Source organism: Pseudomonas sp. S3_E10 (genome assembly GCF_054667615.1).
Map to the genome: position 1 here is coordinate 2,724,185 of NZ_CP162743.1, position 25,016 is coordinate 2,749,200.

Annotated in this window: 26 protein-coding genes and 1 pseudogene; 7 read left to right on the forward strand and 20 right to left on the reverse strand. The window is 61.3% G+C overall.

The features are described 5' to 3' along the window. Nucleotides 1-20 precede the first annotated feature (20 nt). The 8 genes from AB4N98_RS12255 to prlC form a co-directional block, all read right to left on the reverse strand. On the reverse strand, nucleotides 21-1,568 hold the full coding sequence (locus AB4N98_RS12255; RefSeq protein ID WP_217855583.1) for a SulP family inorganic anion transporter: 1,548 nt from the start codon (nucleotides 1,566-1,568) through the stop codon (nucleotides 21-23). Between the two features lie 85 nt (nucleotides 1,569-1,653). Then, nucleotides 1,654-2,385, reverse strand: coding sequence for a carbonic anhydrase (locus AB4N98_RS12260; protein WP_017528724.1), 732 nt, complete (start codon nucleotides 2,383-2,385; stop codon nucleotides 1,654-1,656). Between the two features lie 228 nt (nucleotides 2,386-2,613). Beyond that, nucleotides 2,614-3,672, reverse strand: coding sequence for a PA0069 family radical SAM protein (locus AB4N98_RS12265; RefSeq protein ID WP_017528723.1), 1,059 nt, complete (start codon nucleotides 3,670-3,672; stop codon nucleotides 2,614-2,616). 69 nt (nucleotides 3,673-3,741) lie between these two features. Continuing rightward, the gene (locus tag AB4N98_RS12270; protein WP_460149474.1) at nucleotides 3,742-5,040 is read right to left on the reverse strand and encodes a c-type cytochrome; all 1,299 of its coding nucleotides are present in this window, start codon (nucleotides 5,038-5,040) and stop codon (nucleotides 3,742-3,744) included. Nucleotides 5,041-5,052: 12 nt separating this feature from the next. After that, the gene (locus tag AB4N98_RS12275) at nucleotides 5,053-6,837 is read right to left on the reverse strand and encodes a GMC family oxidoreductase (RefSeq protein WP_017528721.1); all 1,785 of its coding nucleotides are present in this window, start codon (nucleotides 6,835-6,837) and stop codon (nucleotides 5,053-5,055) included. 2 nt (nucleotides 6,838-6,839) lie between these two features. Beyond that, nucleotides 6,840-7,592 (reverse strand): gluconate 2-dehydrogenase subunit 3 family protein, encoded by a 753-nt coding sequence (locus AB4N98_RS12280; protein ID WP_017528720.1) that lies wholly within the window; start codon nucleotides 7,590-7,592, stop codon nucleotides 6,840-6,842. A 237-nt stretch (nucleotides 7,593-7,829) separates the two neighbouring features. After that, nucleotides 7,830-8,105 (reverse strand): YheV family putative zinc ribbon protein, encoded by a 276-nt coding sequence (locus AB4N98_RS12285; RefSeq protein WP_017528719.1) that lies wholly within the window; start codon nucleotides 8,103-8,105, stop codon nucleotides 7,830-7,832. Further along, on the reverse strand, nucleotides 8,102-10,153 hold the full coding sequence (prlC, locus tag AB4N98_RS12290; protein ID WP_017528718.1) for an oligopeptidase A: 2,052 nt from the start codon (nucleotides 10,151-10,153) through the stop codon (nucleotides 8,102-8,104). The genes AB4N98_RS12285 and prlC overlap by 4 nt, the downstream gene beginning before the upstream one ends. 101 nt (nucleotides 10,154-10,254) lie before the next feature. On the opposite strand from prlC, the gene AB4N98_RS12295 reads away from it, so the two are divergent. Continuing rightward, a complete protein-coding gene (locus AB4N98_RS12295) occupies nucleotides 10,255-10,797 on the forward strand; it encodes a gamma carbonic anhydrase family protein (RefSeq protein ID WP_017528717.1) in 543 nt (180 codons plus the stop codon). Continuing rightward, complete coding sequence (locus tag AB4N98_RS12300) at nucleotides 10,794-11,453, forward strand: HAD family hydrolase (RefSeq protein WP_068937956.1); 660 nt, start codon at nucleotides 10,794-10,796, stop codon at nucleotides 11,451-11,453. Before AB4N98_RS12295 ends, AB4N98_RS12300 begins: the two co-directional genes overlap by 4 nt. 60 nt (nucleotides 11,454-11,513) lie before the next feature. Here the strand turns inward: AB4N98_RS12300 and AB4N98_RS12305 are convergent, their stop codons facing one another. Further along, a complete protein-coding gene (locus tag AB4N98_RS12305; protein WP_065879198.1) occupies nucleotides 11,514-12,557 on the reverse strand; it encodes an aminopeptidase in 1,044 nt (347 codons plus the stop codon). A gap of 74 nt (nucleotides 12,558-12,631) precedes the next feature. Between AB4N98_RS12305 and AB4N98_RS12310 the strand changes: the two genes are divergently transcribed. Then, nucleotides 12,632-13,054: a PA0061/PA0062 family lipoprotein gene (locus tag AB4N98_RS12310; protein WP_065879199.1), complete on the forward strand. Its 423-nt coding sequence runs from the start codon at nucleotides 12,632-12,634 to the stop codon at nucleotides 13,052-13,054. Here AB4N98_RS12310 and AB4N98_RS12315 read toward each other — a convergent pair whose 3' ends face one another. Together AB4N98_RS12315 and AB4N98_RS12320 are read right to left on the reverse strand one after the other, a co-directional pair. Next, nucleotides 13,055-13,294: a DUF1161 domain-containing protein gene (locus tag AB4N98_RS12315; RefSeq protein WP_017528713.1), complete on the reverse strand. Its 240-nt coding sequence runs from the start codon at nucleotides 13,292-13,294 to the stop codon at nucleotides 13,055-13,057. 144 nt (nucleotides 13,295-13,438) lie between these two features. Beyond that, nucleotides 13,439-13,870, reverse strand: coding sequence for an OsmC family protein (locus AB4N98_RS12320; protein ID WP_065879200.1), 432 nt, complete (start codon nucleotides 13,868-13,870; stop codon nucleotides 13,439-13,441). A 218-nt stretch (nucleotides 13,871-14,088) separates the two neighbouring features. Here AB4N98_RS12320 and AB4N98_RS12325 point away from each other — a divergent pair, with 218 nt between their 5' ends. Next, on the forward strand, nucleotides 14,089-15,090 hold the full coding sequence (locus tag AB4N98_RS12325) for an LLM class flavin-dependent oxidoreductase (protein WP_017528712.1): 1,002 nt from the start codon (nucleotides 14,089-14,091) through the stop codon (nucleotides 15,088-15,090). 65 nt (nucleotides 15,091-15,155) lie between these two features. Here AB4N98_RS12325 and AB4N98_RS12330 read toward each other — a convergent pair whose 3' ends face one another. Together AB4N98_RS12330 and AB4N98_RS12335 are read right to left on the reverse strand one after the other, a co-directional pair. Further along, a complete protein-coding gene (locus AB4N98_RS12330) occupies nucleotides 15,156-15,380 on the reverse strand; it encodes a DUF1161 domain-containing protein (protein WP_017528711.1) in 225 nt (74 codons plus the stop codon). A 115-nt stretch (nucleotides 15,381-15,495) separates the two neighbouring features. Then, nucleotides 15,496-15,711 (reverse strand): dodecin, encoded by a 216-nt coding sequence (locus AB4N98_RS12335; RefSeq protein WP_003170747.1) that lies wholly within the window; start codon nucleotides 15,709-15,711, stop codon nucleotides 15,496-15,498. 155 nt (nucleotides 15,712-15,866) lie between these two features. On the opposite strand from AB4N98_RS12335, the gene AB4N98_RS12340 reads away from it, so the two are divergent. Next, on the forward strand, nucleotides 15,867-16,193 hold the full coding sequence (locus AB4N98_RS12340) for an ElaB/YgaM/YqjD family protein (protein ID WP_003170746.1): 327 nt from the start codon (nucleotides 15,867-15,869) through the stop codon (nucleotides 16,191-16,193). Here the strand turns inward: AB4N98_RS12340 and AB4N98_RS12345 are convergent. Continuing rightward, a pseudogene (locus AB4N98_RS12345) lies at nucleotides 16,190-17,085 on the reverse strand (LysR family transcriptional regulator). The gene AB4N98_RS12340 and the pseudogene AB4N98_RS12345 sit on opposite strands and share 4 nt — an antisense overlap. Before the next feature lie 110 nt (nucleotides 17,086-17,195). Here AB4N98_RS12345 and trpB point away from each other — a divergent pair. Further along, a complete protein-coding gene (gene trpB / locus AB4N98_RS12350) occupies nucleotides 17,196-18,422 on the forward strand; it encodes a tryptophan synthase subunit beta (protein WP_068937957.1) in 1,227 nt (408 codons plus the stop codon). Continuing rightward, on the forward strand, nucleotides 18,422-19,231 hold the full coding sequence (trpA, locus tag AB4N98_RS12355; RefSeq protein WP_065879202.1) for a tryptophan synthase subunit alpha: 810 nt from the start codon (nucleotides 18,422-18,424) through the stop codon (nucleotides 19,229-19,231). The genes trpB and trpA overlap by 1 nt, the downstream gene beginning before the upstream one ends. A gap of 39 nt (nucleotides 19,232-19,270) precedes the next feature. On the opposite strand, the gene AB4N98_RS12360 is transcribed toward trpA, so the two are convergent. From AB4N98_RS12360 to AB4N98_RS12385, 6 genes are all read right to left on the reverse strand, one after another. Beyond that, complete coding sequence (locus AB4N98_RS12360) at nucleotides 19,271-20,581, reverse strand: MFS transporter (protein WP_065879203.1); 1,311 nt, start codon at nucleotides 20,579-20,581, stop codon at nucleotides 19,271-19,273. Nucleotides 20,582-20,696: 115 nt separating this feature from the next. After that, nucleotides 20,697-21,845, reverse strand: coding sequence for a galactonate dehydratase (dgoD, locus tag AB4N98_RS12365; protein ID WP_003170741.1), 1,149 nt, complete (start codon nucleotides 21,843-21,845; stop codon nucleotides 20,697-20,699). Between the two features lie 42 nt (nucleotides 21,846-21,887). Further along, a complete protein-coding gene (locus tag AB4N98_RS12370; RefSeq protein WP_017528706.1) occupies nucleotides 21,888-22,514 on the reverse strand; it encodes a 2-dehydro-3-deoxy-6-phosphogalactonate aldolase in 627 nt (208 codons plus the stop codon). 1 nt (nucleotide 22,515) lies between these two features. Then, nucleotides 22,516-23,475 carry a 2-dehydro-3-deoxygalactonokinase gene (locus AB4N98_RS12375; protein ID WP_065879204.1) on the reverse strand — a complete coding sequence of 320 codons (960 nt, stop codon included), beginning with the start codon at nucleotides 23,473-23,475 and terminating at the stop codon, nucleotides 22,516-22,518. 166 nt (nucleotides 23,476-23,641) lie between these two features. Next, on the reverse strand, nucleotides 23,642-23,968 hold the full coding sequence (locus tag AB4N98_RS12380; protein WP_017528704.1) for a DOPA 4,5-dioxygenase family protein: 327 nt from the start codon (nucleotides 23,966-23,968) through the stop codon (nucleotides 23,642-23,644). 31 nt (nucleotides 23,969-23,999) lie between these two features. Next, nucleotides 24,000-24,950 carry a choline sulfate utilization transcriptional regulator gene (locus tag AB4N98_RS12385; protein WP_460149481.1) on the reverse strand — a complete coding sequence of 317 codons (951 nt, stop codon included), beginning with the start codon at nucleotides 24,948-24,950 and terminating at the stop codon, nucleotides 24,000-24,002. Nucleotides 24,951-25,016 lie beyond the last annotated feature (66 nt).

A 25,016-nucleotide genomic window follows, 5' to 3' on the forward strand; every position in this document is an offset into this window, starting at 1 on the left:
ATTTTTTTGTGCCGGTTTTGTCAGGTGACGGACGGTGCCGAGCCGATCCCCGTCGTCGTGCGAATCCGCCCTTCGAGCCTGCGCTTCAACCCCCGCGCCTCAATCACCAACTTCGAGCCTTTCGCCGCATTGGCCCGCCCCCATTCCTCCAGCAATTCCAGGCAGGAATGGTCGATGTAGCTCAGGTTGTTGAGTGGTACATGCACGGTGGCACCCGCAGGCACTGTCGACAGCACCTGGGTCAACGCCGGCACTTTGAGGAAGGTCGCGGCACCGGTCAGGCGCAGCTCCATCTCACCGCCCTGGGGCAAGTCGATGAGGCTGATTTTCAGGCGTGAAGCCTTGAACGCCAACTTGACCAACGTAAGACCAAAGCCCACCAGCACGCCCGTCAGCAGGTCGGTAAAGATGATTGCCAGCGCCGTGGCCGCATAGGTGAACATCGGCATCCGCCCGTAGCGTCCCAAGGCTTTGAACGCCTTGATATCGACCAGCTTGATCCCGGTGTACACCAGCACGCCGGCCAGGCTCGCCACCGGAATGCTTTGCAGCACGCTGGACAGCAACAACACAAAGCCCAACAACCACACGCCGTGGAACATCGCCGACAAACGCGTCGTGGCGCCCGCCTGGACGTTGGCCGAGCTGCGCACGATCACGCCGGTCATCGGCAGGGCGCCGACCAGGCCACAGAGCATATTGCCGACACCTTGCGCGGACAATTCCTTATCGAAATCGGAACGCTGGCCGCTGTGCATGCGGTCAACAGCGGCGGCGGAGAGCAGGGTTTCGGCGCTGGCGATAAACGCCACGGCGAACGCGGCGATCAACAGCTGCGGGTCGGCCAGGTTCAACAAGTCGCTGGGACGTAGCCAGTCGATGGCATCCGCGAGGTTTTCCGGCACGTCCACACGCTTGACCTGCAACGCCAGCACCAGGCTGGTGACGGTTGCAAGGCCAACGCCCAGCAGGGCACCCGGTACGAAGCGCAACCGCGGTGGGCGCAATTTATCCCACAGGTACATCACCAGCATCGTCGACAAACCCAACAAGCCCGCCTGCCAGCCGAGCCCGCCGCCAAGGGTGGGAACGGCCTCGGCCAATGCCGCCGGGAAGCCCGTCAGGTTATCCAGCCCGGACGGCTTGGGCGCGCCGTCGAGCATCACATGCACCTGCGAGAGCACAATCAGTACGCCGATCCCCGCCAGCATGCCGTACACCACCGCCGGCGCCGTTACGCGGAACCAGCAACCCAGGCGCAGACGCCCTGCCACCAATTGCAGGAAACCCGCCAGCAGCAGGATCGGCCCGAGCATCGACATGCCGTGCTGGCGCACCAACTCGAACACCAACACCGCAAGGCCAGCCGCCGGCCCACTGACCTGCAAAGGCGAACCCGCCAGCCAGCCCACCACCAGGCCACCGATAATCCCGGTTATCAAGCCTTTGGCAGGCGGCATGCCGGATGCGATGGCGATTCCCATGCACAGCGGCAGGGCGACCAGAAACACAACCACCGAGGCGAGCAGCTCCCGTGGCAGTACAGCTTTCAATTGAGCAGCACGCATGATGACTCTCCCGAGGCATTCGCCGGGCGCGGTAAAGCCTGGCTGCATCCATGGCAGCCACCGCATTACCCGGCAGGGAAGTGTTTTAGAAGCGCGCTTTAGGCGTCGCTGAAGGAATCGGCTCGGTGCCGTTCAGCGGTCGGAACGCCGCCTTGTCAGCATCGTAGGCCCGGATTTCACTGGTCTCGATGTTGTAGATCCAGCCATGGATAAACAAATGACCATTGGCCATGCGTGACGCCACGGAAGGGTGGGTGCGCAAGTGTTGCAGCTGGGCGATGACGTTTTCTTCGGTCAGCACCTTCATGCTCTCGCCTTCGTTGGCGCAGTCACAGTTGTCATGAACCATGGCCTTGGCGACCTCGGCATGACGCAACCAGGCTTTGACCGTCGGCATCTTTTCCAGGCTGTCGGGGTTGAGTACCGCGCGCATGGCGCCGCAATCGGAGTGCCCGCAGACGATGATGTGCTGCACACCCAGGGCGAGTACCGCGTACTCGATGGCGGTGGAAACACCCCCGTTCATCTGGCCGTAGGGCGGCACCACATTGCCGACGTTACGGGTCACGAACAGGTCGCCAGGGGAGCTTTGGGTGATCAGCTCGGGCACGATGCGCGAGTCGGCGCAGGTGATGAACATCGCCCGCGGGCTCTGCGCCGTGGCGAGTTTCTTGAAGAGTTCTTCCTGCTGAGGGAAGACGTCGTGATGGAAATGCAAAAAGCCGTCAACAATGTGTTGCAGCGCTGCATCGGCAGTTTCCGCCACCTGAGGGGCTGAAGCCGACGCAGCCAACGGCTGTTTATCCTGGTCACTCATGATTCATCCTCTTGATTAATGCAGGGGGAGTGTTCAGGACAGTTCGACGCTCAGCCAGTGGAATAGTTGTAAAACTCCAAAGACCCGAATGCCGACTCATCAGTCACTCGCGGAACAAGGTAACCGTCGAAACTTAACTCAAACTGAATGAACCGCTCTAGATCGAGGGTTTCAGTGATATCAAAACGCGACCATCGCGACAGGAACGGTGCGTTCCCGCGCAGCAGTCTACAACAATGCCATCTGCCTGCCCGGCGGGCAGAACGCCGTACAGTCCAGGTTGAAACCCTCCCGACGATTGAGCCCCAGGCGCTTGATCGCCTTGCTGAAGCGCTGCGCCAACAGATCGGCAAAGGGCCCTTCGCCACGCATGCGCACGCCGAAGCGGCTGTCGTATACCTCGCCACCGCGTACCTGCCGCACCAGGCTCATCACATGGGCCGCACGCTGCGGATAATGCGCCGCCAGCCACTCCTCGAACAGCGGCGCCACCTCCAGCGGCAGGCGCAGCATCATGTAGGCCGCGCTTTGCGCACCGGCGGCATGGGCTTCAGTCAGCAGGCTTTCCAGCTCGCTGTCGTTGATCATCGGAATCATCGGAGAGCACAGCACACCCACCGGGATACCCGCCTCGCGCATTACCCGGATCGCGCGCAACCTTGCCTTTGGCGCCGCCGTACGCGGCTCCAGGATGCGCTTGAGCTCATCATCCAGGCTGGTAAGGCTGATCATCACCGCCACCAGCCGTTGCCGCGCCAGCTCAGTGAGCAGGTCGAGGTCGCGCAGGATCAGCGAGCCCTTGGTGATGATGGTCACCGGGTGCCGGTAACGCAGCAGCACTTCGAGGGTTTGCCGGGTGATCCTGTATTCACGCTCGATAGGCTGGTACGGATCGGTGTTGGAACCCAGGTTGATCGGCGCGCATACGTAGCCCGGCTTGGACAGCTGCTGTTCCAGCACATCGGCGGCGTTGCTCTTGGCGATCAGTTTGGTTTCGAAATCCAGCCCTGGCGACATGTCCCAATAGGCATGGCTGGGCCGTGCATAACAGTAGATACAGCCATGCTCGCAACCGCGATAAGGGTTGATCGAACGGTCGAACGGCAAATCCGGCGAGTTGTTGCGGGTGATGATGGTCTTGGCCGTTTCGATGCGCACTTCGGTGCCCTGGGTGGGTGGCACTTCCTGGTACCAGCCGTCGTCCTCGGCCACGCTGACCGTGGGCGCAAAGCGATTGTGCAGGTTAGTGGCGGTGCCCCGGCCACGGGGCGGCAGCGGAGTAGACATAAAGCGCCTCGATACTGTTTTTATATACAGTATCGAGGCGCACGATTTCTGACCAGTGCCGTTTGGCGGTCAGTGCTTTTGTGTGACCTGGCCCAGGTCATCGCCCGAGGTAGTCTGCATGTCGTGCTTGCGCAGGTCGGCCACCTCGCTTGCGCTGACCGGCGCGCCTTTATTGCCCCAACTGCCACGGATAAAACTGACTACATCCGCTACTTCCTGGTCCGACAGACGCCAGGCGAACGCCGGCATGGTGAACGTGGACGGCGCCGTGTGGGTGGCAGGCAAGGTGCCGCCGTTCAACACGATGTTGATCAACGAGGTCGCATCCGCCGTCTGCAACACCGGGTTGCCCGCCAGCGCCGGGAATACGCGGGTGTAGCCATGGCCATCGGTGCGATGGCAAGCCGCGCAGTTGTCGATATACACCGACGCGCCCGGCTTGCTGTCGTCGCCCTTCCACAGGGCCTCGGCCACCTGTTTGTCGTACTGATGCGGTTGATCGTCGGGATCCACTGCCGGCAGGCTCTTGAGGTAACGGGCGACAGCGGTCAGGTCTTCTTCCGACATGTATTGCAAGCTGTGGACAACCACGTCACTCATGCCGCCAAACACCGCGCTGCGATCACTGCGACCGGTCTTGAGAAATTGCACCAACTGGTCTTCATTCCAGCTGCCGAGGCCGTCCTTATGGTCGCCACGCAGGTTTTTGGCGATCCAGCCTTCCAGCGGCGCGCTGCCGGACAAGAATGCACTGCCGTCCGTGGCGCTCAGAGCTTTTTCCTGCATGGTCAGGGCGCGCGGTGTGTGGCACGCGCCGCAATGGCCCAGGCCTTCCACGAGGTAAGCGCCACGACTGATCACCGGGTCGACGTCCGCCGCCGCCGGTTTTTCCGCTACCTCAGGCGCAAACATCCAGCGCCACGCCGCCAATGGCCAACGCATGCTCAGGGGCCAAGGGATGTCACTGCTCTTGTTCTCCTGCGCAACCGGTTCCACGCCCTTCATGAAGTACGCATACAACGCCTGCATATCGCTGTCGCTGACACGCGCGTAAGACGGGTAGGGCATCGCCGGGTAAAGCGTACTACCGCTCTTGGCGACGCCATGGCGCACGGCCTTATCGAAGTCTTCGAAGCTGTAGTCGCCCAGGCCGCTCTTGTCCGGGGTGATGTTGGTGGAATAGATCACGCCGATCGGGGTTTCCATCGGCAGGCCACCGGCAAAGGGCTTGCCGCCCTTGGCGGTGTGGCAAGCCACGCAGTCACCCGCGCGGGCCAGGTATTCGCCCTGCTTGATCAGGTCGGCCTCGGCCGCGCTTACCGAACAGCTGCTGAACAGTGCCAAAGAGGCGCTAACGAATGCTTTCATGGTCATCGCTCCTTATGCCTGAACCAGTGGGCCGGGGTTCTTCAGGTACTGCTCGCGAATCGCCCGCGCCGACCAGTAGGTCAGCGCCGCCACCAGGCCAGTAGGGTTATAGCCAAGGCCCTGTGGGAAAGCGGACGCACCTGGGACAAACACGTTGTGTACATCCCAGCTCTGCAGGTAGCGGTTCAACGCGCTGGTCTTCGGGTCGGTGCCCATGATCGCTCCGCCGTTGAGGTGGGTGGTCTGGTACGACGCGGTGTTGAAGTGCTCACCGACCTTTTTGCCGATCACGGCGATGGCCTTGGGGTTCATCGCTTGCGCAACCTTGCCCATCTTCTCGACCATGAAGCGGTTCATCTTGATGTCGTTTTCTTGCCAGTCGAACGTCATCCGCAACAACGGCAGGCCGTAGGCATCGCGGTAGACCGGGTCCAGATCCAGGTAATTACCCCGGTAGGATTGATGGGCACCGTGGGCATCCATCGACACCTGATGGGTGTAGTAATCGGCGGTGGCGCGCTTCCACGCACTGCCCCAGGCTGGGGTGCCCGGCGGGTTTGACGTACCGGCGATCGGTCGGCTGCCGGCCTGGTTGACCCACATCGGCGAGCCGCCCACGAAGCCATGGGGCCCGTGGTCGAAGTTATCCGCGTTGAAGTCATCGATGGCCACGCCATTGCCGCCGGCACCGATGAAATTGTTGGTGTGGGTGTCCTTGTCGAAGAACGCCTTGATGGTCGCCATATTCTGGTAAGCGAAGTTCCTACCCACCACGCCCTCATTGGTGATCGGGTCGTACGGCTTGCCGATGCCCGACAGCAGCATGAGGCGCACATTGTGGAACTGGAACGCGCCGAGGATCACCAAGTCAGCCGGTTGCTCGACTTCACGGCCCTGGGCGTCTACATAGGTCACGCCGGTGGCTTTTTTGCCGGTGCTGTCGAGGTTGACCTTGAGCACGTGGCTATTGGGCCGCAGTTCAAAATTGGGCACCTGGCGCAACGCCGGCAAAATGTTCACGTTCGGCGACGCCTTGGAATACATGTAGCACACGTAGCCACTGCAAAAACCGCAGAAGTTGCACGGCCCCATCTGCGCGCCGTAGGGGTTGGTGTACGGCCCTGAAGTATTGGCGGACGGCAGGTTGTAGGGTTTGTAGCCAACCTCGGCCGCCGCTTTCTGAAACAGCTGCGCGGAGACGGTGTTTTTCTGCGATGCCAGTGGAAACGGGTTGGAACGGTCCGGCGCGTAGGGGTTGCCGCCACGGCCTTCACCCACCAGTTGCCCTTTCACCGTCCAGGCCTGGCCGGAGGTGCCGAAGACCTTTTCTGCATAGTCGAAGAACGGCTCCAGCTCCTCATAACTGACACCGAAATCCTGGATGGTCATGTCCTTGGGAATAAAATTTTTCCCGTAGCGCTCTTCGTAATGGCTGCGCATGCGCAGCTCCATCGGATCGACACGAAAATGCACCCCGGACCAATGCAGGCCCGCGCCACCGACGCCATTGCCCGGTAAAAACGCGCCAAGCTGACGATTGGGCAGGGCAACGTCATTCACGCTATGGCGAATAGTCACGGTCTCTTTGGAAATGTCCTGGAAGAGTTTCTTGCGCACGCTGTAGGTCAATTCGTCGATGACCTGCGGGTAGTTGCCGTCAGGGTAGGTGTCCTGCATCGGCCCGCGCTCCAGCGCCAGCACGTTGAGGCCTGCTTCTGTCAGTTCCTTGGCCATGATCGCGCCGGTCCAGCCAAAACCGACGATCACCGCGTCTACTTTTTTCATGATGGTCGCCACGTTTATGCCCTCTCGCCGCGCATGGAAACGGCCGGGAAAGGGTATTGCTCGTTGCGCTCTACCCAATCCATAAAGTCGGCGCGGGCGCCGGGGAAGCCGATCATGGTCCAGCCGACCATGCCCTTGTTGCCACCGTGGATCGGGTCGCAAAAGAACCCTTCCTTGGTGTTTTGCAGCAACAGGTTGAAGAACATTTTCGGCGGCACCGCGTCAAAATGCGCGGTCAGTTCGTTGCCGCCCGCCTCCAGGCGACGCAACATATCGTCTCGGGTAGCGCTGTCTTGCTCAGCGAAAGCTTTACCGTTGAACGCTTTGGACCAAGCATCCGTAGCGGCAATGCCCAGGCGGTAGATCTCTTTGGGTACCAATTTGCTCTGCCAGCCCATCTCCGGCGCCGCGTCGGCGTTGAACGGGCCTTGCATGAACCACAACGCACCACTGGCATACGGCGTGTTCATCTGGCGGTCGATGTACTCCGGCGCGCCCGCTTCCAGCGCACCAGGGCCTTGGGCATCGGCCGGGATCAGGCGCTCGACGGCGGCGTTGATAAACGCCCATTCCTCGGCCGTGAAATAGGTCGGTTCGTAGGCCTTGTCACTCGCAGCAGGCTGGGCTGGCGCGGCCTGCGCAGGTTCAGGTGCCGCCATCAGCATGGAGCCGCCAAGGCCAGTGCTGGCAACCGTGACCACCGGGATCAAGGTCAAGGATTTGCGCAAAAAGTCACGCCGGGGGTTGTCTTGATCTTGATCAGACATGGGGGCACCTCATCATGGGGTCACGGGTTTATTCGGCCGTTTCTGGAGAACGGCTCGTCTATTTTTGGCAATCAATGGTTACAAAGGATAGCAGGCTAAGCATTGGGAAATGGTTTCAACGCGCAAAAAAGTGGGAGGGGGCTTGCTCCCGATGGCGGTGGGTCAGCCTATACCGAGGCTGGCTGACCTTGCGCCATCGGGGGCAAGCCCCCTCCCACATTGGCCTGCGTAAGGCCTTTAGTCTTTTTTAAGCTTCGGGTTCGGGAAGAATTGCACCGCCTGAACCTTAGGGTCGGCCGGCGCTTTCAGTGCCGAGGTATTGACCCGCGTACCCAGCTCCTTGGGCACCGACAACCCTTGGTCATTCAAGGTATCGGTATACCCGCAGGCCACACACTCGCGGTGCGGCACGCTGTCTTCGGTCCACATCTTCAGCTTGTCCGGTTCGCTGCACGCCGGGCATACCGCCCCGGCGATAAATTGCTTCTTGGTGATCACAGGCCCTTCGCTCATGCTGCCGCGTCCTCACTCAGGCCGCTATGGCGCAAGAGTGCGTCAATCGACGGCTCGCGTCCGCGGAAGTCGACGAACAGCACCATCGGCGCCTGGGAACCGCCGCGCGCCAGGATCGCTTCGCGAAAGGCGCGACCGGTGTCTGCATTGAGCACGCCGTCTTCCTCGAATTTGGAAAAGGCATCCGCCGAGAGTACTTCGGCCCACTTGTAGCTGTAGTACCCCGCCGCGTAACCACCGGCAAAGATGTGCGCAAAGCTGTTGGGGAAACGGTTGTAGGCCGGCGGACGCATCACCGACACCTCGTCACGCACGCCTTCGAGCACCTGCGCCACACTGCGGCCATCGCCATGGGTGGCGTGCATTTCAAAGTCGAACAGCGAAAACTCCAGCTGGCGCACCATCATCAGGCCGGACTGGAAATTCTTCGCCGCGAGCATTTTTTGCAGCAGGTCCTGAGGCAGAGGCTCACCGGTTTCATAGTGGCCGGAGATCAACGCCAGACCTTCCGGCTCCCAGCACCAGTTCTCCATGAACTGGCTCGGCAACTCCACCGCATCCCACGCCACGCCGTTGATGCCGGACACGCCGGCGTGTTCGACGCGGGTCAGCAGGTGATGCAGGCCGTGGCCGAATTCGTGGAACAGGGTGGTGACTTCGTCGTGGGTCAGCAGGGCAGGTTTGCCGCTGTCGGCCGGCGTGAAGTTGCACACCAGGTTGGCCACCGGGCTTTGCAGCACGCCGTCGACGGTGCGGCGACGGTCACGGGCGCCGTCCATCCAGGCGCCACCGCGCTTGTTGGCGCGGGCGTACAGATCGAAGAAGAAGCGCCCGACGTGCTCGCCATTTTCCTTGATTTCAAACAGACGAACATCCGGGTGCCAGGTGTCGAAGCCTTTTTGCTCGGCGATCTCGATGCCGTACAGGCGCTGCACAATGGCAAACAGGCCGCCCAGCACCTTGTCGATCGGGAAGTAGGCGCGCAACGCTTCCTGGGACACGCTGTAGCGCTGCTCACGCAGTTTTTCACCGTAAAAACCGCTGTCCCAGCTTTGCAGGTCGGCACAGCCTTGTTCAGCGGCGTAAGCCTTGAGCTGTTGCAGATCCTGAGCGGCAAACGGCTTGCTGCGCTTGGCCAGGTCACGTAGGAAACTCAGCACCTGATCGCTGGATTCGGCCATCTTGGTGGCCAGGCTCAGCTCGGCGAAGGAAGCGAAACCGAGCAGTTGGGCCAACTCCTGACGCAGGTCGAGGATCTGCTCCATCACAGGGCCGTTATCGTTCTGACCGGCATTCGGGCCTTGGTCCGACGCACGAGTGCAGTAGGCGGCGTAGATTTCTTCACGCAGGGCGCGGTCCTGGGCGTAGGTCATCACCGCGTAGTAGCTGGGGAATTCCAGGGTGATCAGCCAGCCATCGAGGCCCTTGGCCTGTGCAGCGGCGGCCATTTGCGCCTTGGCCGAGTCGGTCAGGCCGGCGAGGGTGGCTTCATCGGTGACGTGCTTGGTCCAGGCTTGGGTGGCGTCCAACAGTTGGTTGGAAAACTTGCTGCCCAGCTCGGAGAGTTTGCTCTGCACTTCGGCGTAGCGCTTTTGCTGCTCCGGCGGCAGGTCGATACCCGACAAGCGGAAATCACGCAGGGAGTGCTCAAGGATGGTTTTTTGCGCCACATCGAAACCGGCGGCTTCAGGGCTGTTGGCCAGGGCTTCGAAGGCCTGGAACAACTGGCGGTTCTGGCCCATCTCGGTGGAGTAGGCGCTCAATGCAGGCAGACACGCCTCGTAGGCTTCACGCAGTTCGGCACTGTTGCACACGGCGTTGAGGTGGCTGACCGGGCTCCAGGCGGCGCCCAGGCGGTCATTGAGTTCGTCCATGGCCAGCACCAGGCCGGCCCAGGTAGGATTTTTACCCTGGCGTTGCAGGATGCCTTCGATGGCCACGCGGTTTTCGGCGAGGATCTGTTCGATGGCCGGTTGGACGTGCTCGGCACGGATCGCCGAGAACGGCGGCAGGTCGTAGGACTGCAGAAGAGGGTTGTTCGCGCTCACGGTTGGCACCTTGGCTGAAGAAACAGGTAAGACAAAGATGGGGCCATCTTAATTACAATCAACGCCCACCGCAGCTATCAGCAGAAGAGAGAGAGCCTATCGTGACCCTTCGCACCTATCAGAACCACACGCCAACCCTGGGCGCCGGGGCGTTTGTCGATGCTTCGGCGGTGGTGATCGGCGATGTCGAAATCGGCACCGACAGCTCCGTTTGGCCATTGACCGTGATTCGCGGCGACATGCACCGCATCCGCATCGGTGAGCGCACCAGCGTCCAGGACGGCTGCGTGCTGCACATTACTCACGCCGGGCCGTTCAATCCTGATGGCTTCCCCCTGCTGATCGGCGACGACGTGACCATCGCCCACAAGGTCATGCTGCATGGCTGCACCGTGGGCAACCGCATCCTGATCGGCATGGGCAGCATCGTGATGGACGGCGCGGTGGTGCAAGACGACGTGATCATTGGCGCCGGCAGCCTGGTGCCACCGGGCAAGAAACTCGACAGCGGCTTTTTGTATGTGGGCAGCCCGGTTAAACAAGTCCGCGCGCTGACTGACAAAGAGCGCGCCTTTTTCACCTACAGCGCCGCGAACTACGTGAAGCTCAAAGACCTGCACCTGGCCCAGGGGTTCGACCAATGAGCCTGCCTTACCAAACCGTCCTGTTCGACCTGGACGGCACCCTCACCGATCCTCGCGAGGGCATCACCCGCTCGATCCAGTACGCCCTCGGCAAACTGGGCATCGATGAACCGGACCTGGGCAAGCTCGAACACTTCATCGGCCCGCCGTTGCTGCAGGCCTTCATGCAGTTCTACGGCTTCGATGAAACCAAGGCCTGGGAAGCGGTGAATTTCTACCGCGAGCGCTTCAAGGTCACCGGGCTGTATGAAAACCGCGTGTTCGATGGCGTGCTGCCGCTGCTGGAAGAACTCAACGGCCAGGGCCGCCACTTGTACGTGGCGACCTCCAAGCCGTGGGAGTTTGCCCGCGAGATCGCCAGGCATTTCGACTTTGCCAGGCACTTCAAGCTGATTTACGGCAGCGAGTTGGATGGCACGCGCACCAACAAGGTCGAGCTGATTGCGCATTTGATCAGCGAAGAAGGCCTGGACCCCACCACCACCTTGATGATCGGTGATCGCAAGCATGACCTGATCGGTGCGCGCAGCAATGGGCTCGATTGCGCGGCGGTGGGGTATGGGTTTGGCAGCTATGAGGAATTGAATGCTGAGGCGCCGACGTGGCATTTTGAGACGTTGGCTGAGATGCATCAGGCTTTTTTGCGGCGGCCTTGAGGTCGTCATCGGGGGCAAGCCCCCTCCCACTGTGGGAGGGGGCTTGCCCCCGATGAGGCCCTATAAATCAATACCTTCCAACTGTTTCAACGCCGCTTTGCGCTGCGCGATCGGCAATCCGCCCAGCTTCTCAACCGCGGCATAGAACTTCACCCAATCCCCTCCTTCGCGCCTGAACAACGCCGCAAACGCCAGCACCCACTGGTCATAGAGCCCGAACGGCAACAACCGCGCGTTGTTCATCGGCTGGTTGATCCAGGCGTCATAACGTTTATCGCCACCCCATTGGCTATCGCGCACTTGGCGATAGTCACTGCGCAACCGCTCAAATTCGGCGGCCTTGGCCTGGCGCATCACACCCGCTGCCAAGGGCTGAGCGTAGAGTTTTTCCAGGCGTTTGCGAGTGTCGAGGATCAGCTGGATAAACTGGTCGCGCTGTTTCAACATCGTGTCGCTTTGAGGCGCCAAACCACGGGCGGCGCGCCATTGGCGAGTGCCTTCCTGCTCGACGAAAGTGGCGAATGACTCGTTGAACTCCGTGTCGTCCTTCACGTAGAAGCGCTGGTGGGCCAACTCATGAAAGATCAGTGTGGCCAGGCGTTCATCGCCCCAATTCATCATCGAGCTCATGATCGGGTCGTTGAACCAACCTAACGTGGAATAGGCCTCGACACCGCCCATTGATACATCCATGCCCTGCTGGCGCAATAACGCCGCCTCGCCCCGTGCCGCGCCCTGGTTGTAGTAGCCGCGATAGGCCACGCATCCGGCGATGGGGAAGCAATGGTTCTCGGCAGACAGGGAAAATTCCTGCGTGGCGAAGACATTCCACACCACGTAGGGCCGACCAATATCGGCATACAGCCGGTAACTCTGGTTGTCGGGCAGGTGCAGATGTTCGCTGGCGAAGGTACGTGCTTTCTGGGATTGAGCGAGATGATCACGCAACGGCTGCGCGCGCGAGGGGTCGGCGATCACCTTCGTAACCGGCTCCCGCGCCCGCAAAAGCTGCCATTGGCCGCCCGCCAGTTGGCCGTAGTAACTGACGCTGGAGCAACCGCTGAGCAGCACAACCATCGACCCTGCAAGAAAACGCCTGACCATGCCCTGACGGCTCCTAGGTAATAGGTTCGTGGTTATACTCACAAAAATACTCTTCCTATCGCCGAGTGCCTGTCATGCGCCAGCTCTTGCTTTGCCTCGCCGCCCTGCTCATCAGCGCCTGTACGTCCACCTCTGTGCCGCCCGCTGACCCGCAACAGGCCTGGGTCGATTTCATCACGCCGACACCGGGCGCCAAGATGGTGATGGCGCAGCGTCTGGATGGCAAAAATCTCGATGATGGGCGTTATTTCCAAATGCCGCCCGGGGCCCACGAACTGATGGTGCGCTTTGACTTTGAGGTGCCCACTGGCGGAGGCCTTGGCGGTCTTAGCTCGCTCCAATACCGTACCTGCTTCATGACCTTGCAATACGACCACTTCCAGGCCGGCCGGCGCTATGTACTGGAGGGCCGCTCGCTGGCGTTCACGCCCAATATCCGGCTGTATGACTCAGCCCGTCAGTTGTTGGCCGAAGAACGCAGCGTGAACTGCCTCTGATCAGTCGTTGTTTTTTTGGTAGATGATGCGCTTGGTGCCGTTTTCACACGAGCCGACGATCATGGCGCTGTCGTGGTTCTTGGCTTCTTCGGCGGTGATGATTTCCAGGGTGTAGGACGGAATCGCCTTGGCCTGGATCTTCACTTCAATCTCTTTCCTGAGTTCTTCACAGTCTTTTGGAGCGGCCACGGCCGAAGTGGCCAACACAGCGCAGATGATAGCCAAGGTAAAACGTTTCATGTGTGAAGCTCCCTGAATGCACTGCGCACGGGTGTGCGCCTAGGCTGCATATGGCTATTCGACCACAGTTTGGAAACGCGAGTTCTGATTTAACGCAGCATTAAAATGTGGGAGGGGGCTTGCTCCCTCCCACATTAAAGCGTGTCAGTTAACCAGCCTGCCATCCAGGGTGATGGTCGCATTCAGCACCTTGGATACCGGGCACCCTTCCTTGGCCTTTTTGCTCAGTTCATCGAACTGCGCCTGGCTGGCGCCGGGGATCTTGGCCTTGAGAATCAAATGCACGGCGGTAATCGCGAAGCCGCCATCCACTTGGTCCAGCGTTACTTCAGCCTGGGTGTCGATGCTGTCAGCTTTAAGCCCTGCATCACCCAGAATCATGGAAAAAGCCATGGAGAAGCAGCCCGCGTGGGCCGCACCGATCAATTCTTCAGGGTTGGTGCCCTTGCCACCTTCAAAACGCGCCTTGAACCCGTAAGGCGCTTCGCGCAGTACGCCGGTTTCGGTGGAGATGGAACCCAGGCCAGTCTTCAGGTCGCCTTCCCAGTGCGCAGATGCTTTTTTAACGATGCTCATAGCGGTCTCCTCGAACGGTGGTTTTGCGTCAGTAGAGTTCTGAGGATAGAAGCGCTGGCAAAGTTCACCCTGTAGGAGAGACCTAGCAATTCAGTAGGAAATTTTCCTGCCGGCTATTGAATCTCGGGTATATGCCCTCATTGCATAGAACATGCACATGCAGCGGCAGGTCTTGGTTCGTCTTAAAAGCCTGCGCGCCCCCTTGGAGAAGCAGGCTTATGAAATCGCTGTCCGACGTGAAGTTCTCGACCCTCGACCTGGTGCCCGTGCGGGCCAACGGCAGTCCGGCGCAATCGTTGCGCAATTCTCTGGACCTGGCCCAGCATGTGGAAAAGTTCGGCTACAACCGTTTCTGGGTAGCCGAGCACCACAACATGGATGGCATCGCCAGCTCGGCCACCTCGGTGTTGCTGGGCTATCTGGCCGGCGGCACATCCACGATTCGCGTCGGCTCGGGCGGTGTGATGTTGCCCAACCATGCGCCGTTGGTCATCGCCGAGCAGTTTGGCACCCTGGAAAGCCTGTACCCCGGACGCATCGACCTGGGCCTGGGCCGCGCCCCCGGTTCCGACCAGATGACCGCGCGCGCGCTGCGCCGCGAGCGCTCCGGCAGCGCCGATGATTTCCCCGAAGATGTCGCCGAGCTAATGGCTTACCTGGGCCCGCGCACACCGGACCAACGCGTGATCGCCGTGCCCGGCACCGGCACCAATGTGCCGGTGTGGCTGCTGGGCTCCAGCCTGTTCAGTGCGCAACTGGCCGGCGAGCGCGGTTTGCCCTACGCCTTTGCCTCGCATTTCGCACCGCGCTTGATGCACGAGGCGATTCGCGTGTATCGCAACCACTTCAAGCCTTCGGCTGTGTTGGATAAACCCTACGTGATGCTCGGTATTCCGCTGGTGGCCGCCGACACCGACGAGCAGGCCGACTACCTGGCTACATCGGTGTACCAGCGCATCCTCGCGCTGATGCGCGGCCAAAGCCTGGTGCAGCGCCCGCCGGTCAACACCATGGACGGCTTATGGTTGCCTCATGAAAAGGACGCGGTCGGTAGCTTCCTCGGCCTGGCGATGGTCGGCAGCCCGGCAAAGATCCGCGCCAAACTGGAGGTGCTGATCGAACAAACCGGCGCCGATGAGCTGATTTTTACCTGCGACCTGTATGAACACGCCGACCGGATTCATTCCTACGAACTGCTGGCGCAGTTGATGAAGGGCTGAACCCCAGGCGAAAAAAATCGACGCACCTGTGGGCAAGTGCGTCGATTTTATGTCTGCATCACGGATCAACCGCGCTTGTAGACGATTTCCTTGGTGCCGCCTTCGCAGGTACCGACCACTTTTGCGTCGGCAGCAGCGCCTTTGTCCACGGCTTCCAGCGAATACCCCGAAACGCCCTTGGCGTCGAGTTTCGCTGCAATCTCGCTTTTCAGCTCTTCACAAGGCTTGCCCGCCGCCAGGGCCGTGCCCGCAACGCTCAACAAACCTACCGCTAGCAGAAACTTTTTCATCCGTTACTTTCCTTGCGCTGATAGAAAACAACATGCCGACACACTGAGTGTCGGCGCCCCATCGTTGTAGCGCAGGTTATGGCAATCGGCCAGCCAGCAAGTTCAACTCAGCGGATCAACTGCTGGCAATTCGGAATCCCACCTTGAGCGTGACTTGGTAGTGGGCGACCTTACCGTTTTCGATATGGCCACGGGTTTCGGTCACTTCGAACCATTCCAGATGCTTGAGGCTCTTGTTGGCCTCGGCAATCGCATTGTTGATCGCATCTTCGATGCTGGTGGTCGAGGAACCGACCAATTCGACTTTCTTGTAGGTGTGATGATCAGACATAGCGTTTCTCCTGAGGGTCGTCAATAAAGCCTAGCAGTCAAAGCTCATACTGCCTCTGGCGACCGTTCCTACGTGAAAGTTCAGATTTACTGCACTTTCTGAGACCGCTGGAGTCGGTATCTACACACGCCACTCAATCACTTCAGGAGATCCACATGGCCAATACTTCTTTACGCAAAGCATCGCTGGAAAGCATGGAAGCCGAGATTTCGAGCCTGCTCAAGTCCCTTGAGAGCCTCAAGGACGATGCGTCCGATGAGTCGCGCAAGACCCTGAAGGCCTTGAAAAGCAACGCCGAGAATGCCCTCAAGCACTCGCGCCACCTGATCAGCGACGCCTACGAAGAAAGCAAAGTCAAAATCCGCGAAACCGGCGTTGCCACTCGCGACTACGCCCAGGAGCACCCATGGACTACAGCCGGTGTCGCTGTTGGCGCGCTGGGCCTGCTGGCGGCTTACCTGCTGTGCAAACGCGGTGACTAAGTCGGTTGGCGCATCAACTCAGCCTTGAGCCACTGCGCCAACTGCCGAGCGCGCCCGTCCGCGGCGCGCTTGGGCAGCCACAGCGCCAGGTGCGCCGGGGTTTCACTGAAACCCCACGGCGCCACCAGGCGACCCGCACGCAGGTCCTCTGCCACCAGCGGCTGCGGTGCAATTGCTACGCCCAAGCCCGCGACGGCTGCCTCCAGCAAATAATACAAATGCTCAAAACCCTGGCCGTGTTTCAACGCATCGGGCGCCATATCGTGTTGCCGCGCCCAAATAGGCCAGGCCTGCGGGCGCGAGGTGGTGTGCAACAACGCTTCGCCGCACAAGGCTGATGCCGGCGCCCGGCGCAGGCGCTCATAACCGGCAAAACGCGGGCTCATCACCGGGCCGATACGCTCGCTGGCCAGTTCATACACGTGCATATCCGTCGGCCAGGGCGGCTCGGCGAAGACCAGCAAAGCGTCCAGCCCAGGGCGGCGCGGGTCCAGGTCGCCATCGCCCGCCGACAGGTGCAGGCGCAAGTCAGGCAGGTCGGCGTTCAAGCGGCCCAAGCGCGGGATCAGCCAGCGCGCCAGCAAACTGCCCGAGCAACCCAGCACAAACGGCGCATCCGCGCTGCGTTGGGTGAGCTCAGCGCACACGTCCCTTAAACGCTCAAACGCTTCGAAGCTGGCATCACGCAGCCGAGCGCCGGCATCTGTGAGTTTAATGCCTCGCCCATCCTTGCTGAACAGACTGACACCCAGGTGTTCTTCCAGCACTTTAAGCTGGCGGCTCACTGCCCCGTGGGTCACGTGCAGTTGCTCGGCAGCCTGGCTGACGCTGTTGAGCCGCGCGGTGGCTTCAAACGCACGCAGGGCATTAAGGGGGGAAGGTCGCGGCTCATCTGTGAGTTTTCCTGACGGGTTGCGGCGATCTTATCGGTTTTCACCCTTGCGCGTCAGGGGTAGAGTGGCCCTCATTGTTTCCTACACCCCTTCTTCCCTGGAGCGTCCCATGAATCAGTCCCAGACCGATCTACGCAACGGCCCCGACGCCAACGGCCTGTTTGGCGCGTTTGGCGGCCGTTATGTCGCTGAAACCCTGATGCCGTTGATCCTCGACCTGGCCCGCGAATACGAAGCGGCCAAGATCGATCCGGCGTTCAACGAGGAGCTGGCCTACTTCCAGCGCGACTACGTAGGTCGCCCGAGCCCGCTGTACTTCGCCGAGCGCCTGACCGAGTTCTGTGGTGGCGCCAAAATCTACCTCAAGCGCGAAGAGCTCAACCACACCGGCGCGCACAAGATCAACAACTGCATCGGCCAGATCCTGCTGGCGCGGCGCATGGGCAAAAAACGCATCATCGCCGAGACCGGCGCCGGCATGCACGGCGTAGCCACCGCCACCGTGGCGGCGCGCTTTGGCCTGCAATGCGTGATCTACATGGGCACCACCGACATTGAGCGCCAACAGGCCAACGTATTCCGCATGAAGCTGCTGGGCGCCGAAGTGATCCCCGTGGTCGCCGGCACCGGCACCCTCAAGGACGCAATGAACGAAGCCCTGCGTGACTGGGTGACCAACGTCGACAGCACGTTCTACCTGATCGGCACCGTGGCCGGCCCGCACCCGTACCCGGCGATGGTGCGCGACTTCCAGGCGGTGATCGGCAAAGAAACCCGTACTCAGTTGCAAGCCCAGGAAGGCCGCCTGCCGGACAGCCTGGTGGCGTGCATCGGTGGCGGTTCCAACGCCATGGGCCTGTTCCACCCGTTCCTGGACGACACCAGCGTAGAGATCATCGGCGTTGAAGCCGCCGGCCACGGCATCGAAACCGGCAAGCACGCCGCCAGCCTCAACGGCGGCGTACCGGGCGTGCTGCACGGCAACCGCACCTTCCTGCTGCAAGACGACGATGGCCAGATCATCGACGCCCACTCGATTTCCGCCGGCCTCGATTACCCAGGTATCGGCCCGGAACACGCCTGGTTGCATGATATCGGCCGCGTCCAATACACCTCGGTGACCGATGACGAAGCCCTGGAAGCCTTCCATAAATGCTGCCGCCTGGAAGGGATTATTCCTGCACTGGAAAGCGCCCATGCCCTGGCCGAAGTGTTCAAACGCGCACCCAACCTGCCCAAGGATCACCTGATGGTGGTCAACCTGTCCGGCCGTGGCGACAAAGATATGCAGACCGTGATGCACCACATGGAACAGTCCAAGCAGGAGAAACACTGATGAGCCGCCTGCAAACGCGCTTTGCCCAGCTTAAAGAACAAAACCGCGCCGCCCTGGTGACCTTCGTTACCGCCGGCGACCCGGGGTACGACGCCTCCCTGGCGATCCTCAAGGGTTTGCCGGCCGCCGGCGCCGACGTGATCGAGTTGGGCATGCCCTTCACCGACCCGATGGCCGACGGCCCAGCCATCCAGCTCGCCAACATCCGCGCGCTGGAAGCCAAGCAAAACCTGGCGAAAACCCTGCAGATGGTCCGCGAGTTCCGCAAAGACAACAACGACACCCCGCTGGTGTTGATGGGCTACTTCAACCCGATCCACAAATACGGCGTACCGGCGTTTATCGCTGACGCCAAAGCGGCCGGCGTCGACGGCCTGATCGTGGTCGACATGCCGCCCGAGCACAACGGCGAGCTGTGCGACCCGGCCCAGGCCGCCGGCATCGACTTTATCCGCCTGACCACCCCGACCACCGACGACGTGCGTCTGCCGACCGTCCTCAACGGCAGCTCCGGTTTTGTGTACTACGTGTCGGTCGCCGGTGTGACCGGTGCCGGCGCCGCCACGCTGGAACATGTCGAAGAAGCCGTGACCCGCCTGCGCCGCCATACCGACCTGCCGATCAGCATCGGCTTTGGTATCCGCACGCCGGAACAAGCGGCGGCCATCGCGCGCCTGGCCGACGGCGTGGTGGTGGGCTCGGCGCTGATCGATCACATCGCCAACGCCGGCAACGAACAGCAGGCGATTGATGGCGTGTTGAGCCATTGCGCGGCGCTGGCCGAAGGCGTGCGCAACGCACGCAAGTAAGGCTTGCCGTGGCGAGGGAGCCTGCTCCCTCGCCGCCGTTTATTCGTCCAGCTTGATCCGCTCGACCTTGCCCACCAGCAATATGTAGGACAGCGCCCCCAACAACGCCAGCACGGCGATGTAGGTGATCGCCGGCGCAAACGAATCGCCGCTGGCCAGAAAGCCGATCACGATCGGCGTGGCAATCGCCGACAGGTTACCGATGAAGTTGAACACGCCGCCGGTCAGGCCCAGCAACCGTGCCGGTGCCAGGGTCGATACCAGCGACCAGGTAATCGACGCCAGCCCGTTCCCGAAGAACGCCACCGCCAGGAACGCAATCACCCACGCCGTCGAGTCCACGTAGTTGGCGCCGATGATCGCCGTGGAAATCAACAGCCCGCCAATGATCGGCAACTTGCGCGCAAAGCCCACCGAGGCGCCCCGGCGAATCAGCCAGTCGGAAAAAACCCCGGAACACAGCACACCGACAAACGCCGCCAGGAACGGCAACGACGCCAGCAGGCCGGACTTGATGAAGTCCATGCCGCGATACTTCACCAGGTAGGTCGGAAACCACGTCAGGAAAAACCACAGCGTGGAGTTCAGGCAGAACTGCCCAAGGTAGATACCCCAGAGTTTGCGCTTGCTCAGCACGATACCCAGGTCCACCCAACTGAACGGCGCCTTGGCGGTTTGCGCCTGCATGTCCACCAGGCCGCCGCCGTCGCGGATCAACTGGATTTCAGCCTGGTTGGCGCCTTTAAAGTCCTTCGGCTCGCGGTACACCGCGTACCAGATCACTGCCCACAGGATGCCGACGCCGCCGGTGGTGACAAACACCATGTGCCAACCGAACTCATGTTGCAGCCACGCCAGCACCGGCGTGAGAAACGCCAGCCCGACGAATTGCCCGGAGGTATAAAAGCCAATCGCCGTTGCGCGCTCGCGCTCGGGAAACCAGGTGGTGACCACACGGCTGTTGATCGGGTAAGCCGGCGCTTCCAACGCACCGACGGCCATGCGCAGCACAAACAGCGCGATGAAGCTGGCGGCAAAGCCGAGCATTACCGTGGCGATGGACCACAACAGCAGCGCGGCGGTGTAGAGGATACGCGGCGGCACGCGGTCGACCAGCCAGCCACCCGGGATCTGCATGGCCGCGTAGGTCCAGCCGAACGCGGAGAAAATCAGGCCGACGTGTACCGGGTCGATGCCCAACTCGCTGGTGAGCGCCGGGGCGGCAATCGACAGGTTGCTGCGGTCGAGGTAGTTGATGACCACGGTGATGAACAGCAGCACCATGATGAAAAAGCGCTTTCGGCTAGGCGTGACTAAAGAAGCCTGACCGGTGAGGGATTCAGGGTGCATGGGAAGTGCCTCTTTTTATGTTTATTGAGGACGGACTTACTGATGAAACCGAATCAAAATGTGGAAGAGAGCAAGCCCCCTGCCACATGTTTAACCGTGTTCCTTCAGGAGGGAATCACCACTCGGCAAAGCTGCCGTCGGCATGGCGCCAGATCGGGTTGCGCCAGCGGTGGCCGATAGCGGCGCGCTCGATCACGTATTCCTCGTTGATCTCGATGCCCAGGCCCGGCCCGTTGGGGATCTTCACAAAGCCCTGGTCGTAGTCGAACACACCGGGGTCACGTACGTAGTCGAGCAGGTCGTTGCTCTCGTTGTAGTGAATGCCCAGGCTTTGCTCCTGGATAAACGCGTTGTAGCAAACCGCATCCAGTTGCAGGCAAGCGGCCAAGGCAATCGGGCCCAGTGGGCAGTGCAGGGCCAGGGCCACATCGTAGGCTTCGGCCATGTTGGCGATCTTGCGGGTTTCGGTGATGCCGCCGGCGTGGGAAGCATCCGGCTGGATGATGTCAACATAGCCTTCGCTGAGCACACGCTTGAAGTCCCAACGCGAGAACAGGCGCTCGCCCAGGGCGATCGGAGTACTGGTCAGCGGCGCCAGTTCCTTGAGGGCTTCGTAGTTTTCGCTGAGCACGGGCTCTTCGATAAACATCAGCTTGTACGGGTCCAGCTCCTTCATCAGCACCTTGGCCATGGGCTTGTGCACGCGGCCATGGAAGTCGACGCCGATGCCGACGTTAGGGCCGACCGCATCACGCACGGCCGCCACGTTGGCCAGGGCCAGGTCGACTTTTTCGAAGCTGTCGACGAACTGCAATTCTTCGGTGCCGTTCATTTTCACGGCGGTAAAGCCACGGGCCACCGCCTCTTTGGCCGCGCGGGCGGTGTCGGCCGGGCGGTCGCCACCGATCCACGAATACACGCGGATCTTGTCGCGTACCTGGCCACCGAGCAGGTCGCTGACGGAAACGCCGAGGGCCTTGCCCTTGATGTCCCACAGCGCCTGGTCGATACCGGCCAGCGCGCTCATGTGCACGGCGCCGCCGCGGTAGAAACCGCCCCGGTAGAGCACGGTCCAGATGTCTTCGATATTGCGTGGGTCTTTGCCGATCAGGTAGTCGGACAGTTCCTCAACGGCAGCGGCCACGGTGTGAGCGCGGCCTTCGACCACGGGCTCACCCCAACCGGTCACGCCCTGGTCGGTTTCGACCTTGAGGAAGCACCAGCGCGGCGGGACGATAAAGGTCGTCAGTTTGGTGATTTTCATCTGTTATCTCTCTTATCGATGCGGCGCCTGTGGGCGCGGAATTTAATCTCGGCTCAGGGCTTTCCAGGCGGCGACGTACGCCTGGGCGCGGCTCGCGACCTGATCCACGGTCATGCCCGGCTTGAACAACCCGGACCCCAGCCCGAACCCTTTGGCGCCAGCGTCGGTGAACACCTGCATGTTGTCCGGGTTAATGCCGCCCACCGGGAGCAGCAACGTGCCCTGCGGCAGTACCGCCAGCCACGCCTTGATCACCGCCGGGCCCATTTGCTCGGCCGGGAACAGCTTCAACACATCGGCCCCTTCGGCCAATGCGGCGAAGGCTTCGGTGGGCGTGGCCACACCCGGCGACAGGTACAGGCCCGCCGCCTTGGCCGCGCGCAGTACCTTGGCATCGCTGTGGGGCATGACGATCACCTGGCCGCCAGCGGCTTTCACCTGCTCAACCTGTTCAGGCGTCAACACCGTACCGGCCCCGATCAGGCAATCGGCGGGCAGGCTGTCACGCAGGGTGCGGATGCTGGTGTAAGGGTCCGGCGAATTGAGCGGGACTTCGATCACGCGAAAACCGGCGTCGTACAGCACCTGGCCGACAGCCTTGGCTTCGTCCGGGCGTACACCGCGCAGGATCGCGATCAAACCGTTTTGTGCGAGTGCTTGCTTGAGCATGTCAGGCCTCCGATACAGGTTGAATGAGCCCGGCCGCCACGGCCAGTTGCCACAGGCCGCGCTCGGTGGCTTCCTGCGCCAGGCTGACAGGGGCGAAGCCGCACAGGGCGAGGGCGCGTTGATAGCGGGCGCAGAGGGGGGCGGCGCCGACCAGGATGATCGGCATGTGTTTTGCGCGGCCCGGCAGGCCCGCGAGTTCGTGGCCGATCAACAGGCCGGACAGGTAATCGGGCTGCTGTTCCGGCGAGAGGGCGGCGGTCAGGCCGAGGGTGCGCGCACTGAACAGCGTCGACAGCACACCCCGCGCGCCCTCGTCGGACAGCGCCACCTGCACGCCCCGGTCAAAGGCCGCGGCCTGGAATGTCTCGGAAGGCTTTTGGGTACGGCCCAGCAGGCTGTGCTTGCTCAACACCGCGAACACTTCGCCGGTCATAAAGGTGTCGAAGTGGGTGATGCGGCCGCCCACCACCTCGACCCACTTGGAATGGCTGCCCGGCAGGCCAATCAACACTTCGGCCCCCAGCCCCTGCAACACACCCAACACCTGGGTTTCTTCGCCGCGCATCACATTGGGCAAGCCGACCTGCTCGATCACACCGGGCACAATATGCACCTCGACACCGCGCAGGCTGCGCACGTTGTGCAGTGCCTGGCCCAGGCTTGCGACATCGACTGGGGTAGTGCGATACGCCGCCTCGCTCCAGCCCTGGGCACTGCCAACCATGCCGCAGGCGATCACCGGCAAGCCAGGTTCAGCGTCGAGCCAATCCCCGCAGGCCGCATCAAAGGCCAATTCGAAGCCATCGCTGCACAGCACGCCGGCGATCTTCCGGGCTTCTGTGGGCAGATGCATGATGCCTGACGCCAGTGAGCGTTGTTCCAGCACCACGCCTGCGGGGCCGAGTTTGTAAGCACGAAGGGAGCTGGTTCCCCAATCGAGCGCGATCAATTGCGCCTGCATCGCTTCACCTGAAATGAGTGGGTGCTGAAAAAAGCAGATGGGCGAATATAAACCTAAGCCTGGCGACATCTCAATATATAAATATCAATCCCATATATTGGGATGCGACCGCAGAAATCCCGCTCTCCTTCACAGAAATTGAGGGGGTTGCACATCGAGAAGAGGGTTAAAAAACAGACAGATCCAGCGTACGCATCGCGCCCAGCCAGATGGCGTGATCGGTGTGGTCCTTGAGCTCATCGCCGGTTTCAGGGTGCAGGAACACCACCAGCCCATCGCGATGCAGCGCCAGCCACGGCAGCACCACGCCGATGTATTCGGCGTCGAACGCCAGCTGGCAGCTCCAGTCCGGGTGCGGGCCGACGGGGCGCTCATGCACGCGCCCCATGCGCAACGGGAACAGTGTTGCGGCGTCTTCACACAGGCTGCGCGCCTGATCGATCGTATTGGCATCGAAGTAGATGTGGGCGTGATAGCCCTTGATACGTTGCATGAGGAACTCCGGATCCACTGTGCGCCAGATGCTAGACCGCAATCGACGGCAGGGCCAGCCCGGTCAATGACTGCGCGCTGCTGGCCTGCTCCGCCACCAGCCAATCGACAAAACGCTCAACCAACTGCCCGCGACGTTTGCGCTGGGGCTGCACCACGTAATAGCCGAAACGCGAGATGACCGTGTTGCTGATCGGTCGGCAGAGCCAGTTCTGCTCCAGCAGGTTATCCACCAAATGCCGCCAGCCGATGGCCACGCCCTGGCCGGCAATCGCCGCCTGGATCAGCAAGGTGTAGTTATCGAAGCGCAGTTGGCCAGGCGTGGGGGCGGCGGTGATACCCAGTTCGCGGAATACACCGCTCCAATCGAACCATTGGCTGTTGTTTTCCTGGCGCAGGTGCAGCAAAGGAACATCGTGCAAATTGTGCAAGGTCAGCGGTGTGGCCTGGTCCTTGAGCCACTGCGGGCTGCACACCGGGAATACTTCTTCGTTGAACAGCCACAGGCTGTCGCCCTGTTTGAAACGGCCATCGCCAAACAGCACCGCTACGTCGATATCGCTGCGCAAGGTGGCATGGTTGCGCTCGCTGGTGACCAGGCTCACATCCACGTGCGGGTTGGCCTGGTGGAAGCGATGCAGGCGCGGCATCAGCCAATAGGCGGCGAAGGCAAAGTCGGTGGCCACTTGCAGCACTTCGTGCTGGTCCTGCTGAGTGATCGCGCTGAGACCTTGGTTGATGGTTTGCAAACCGCCTTGCACATGCTCGAACAGCAAGGCGCCGGCGTCGGTCAGCTCAATGCCGCGGTAGATGCGATCAAACAGGCGAATCGCCAGTTGTTCCTCGAGGCACTTGATCTGTTGGCTGATCGCCGGCTGGGTGGTGCCCAGCTCCATGGCCGCCGCTGTAAAGCTGCGATGACGGGCTGCGGCTTCAAACGCGCGCAGCAGGTCGAGGGACACATCGCCAAGGGCTTCATACATAAGCTGTGCTTATCCTAGACATTGCTTTTCATGGGCTTTACCCCATTTTCCATGGGCTGCATGCTC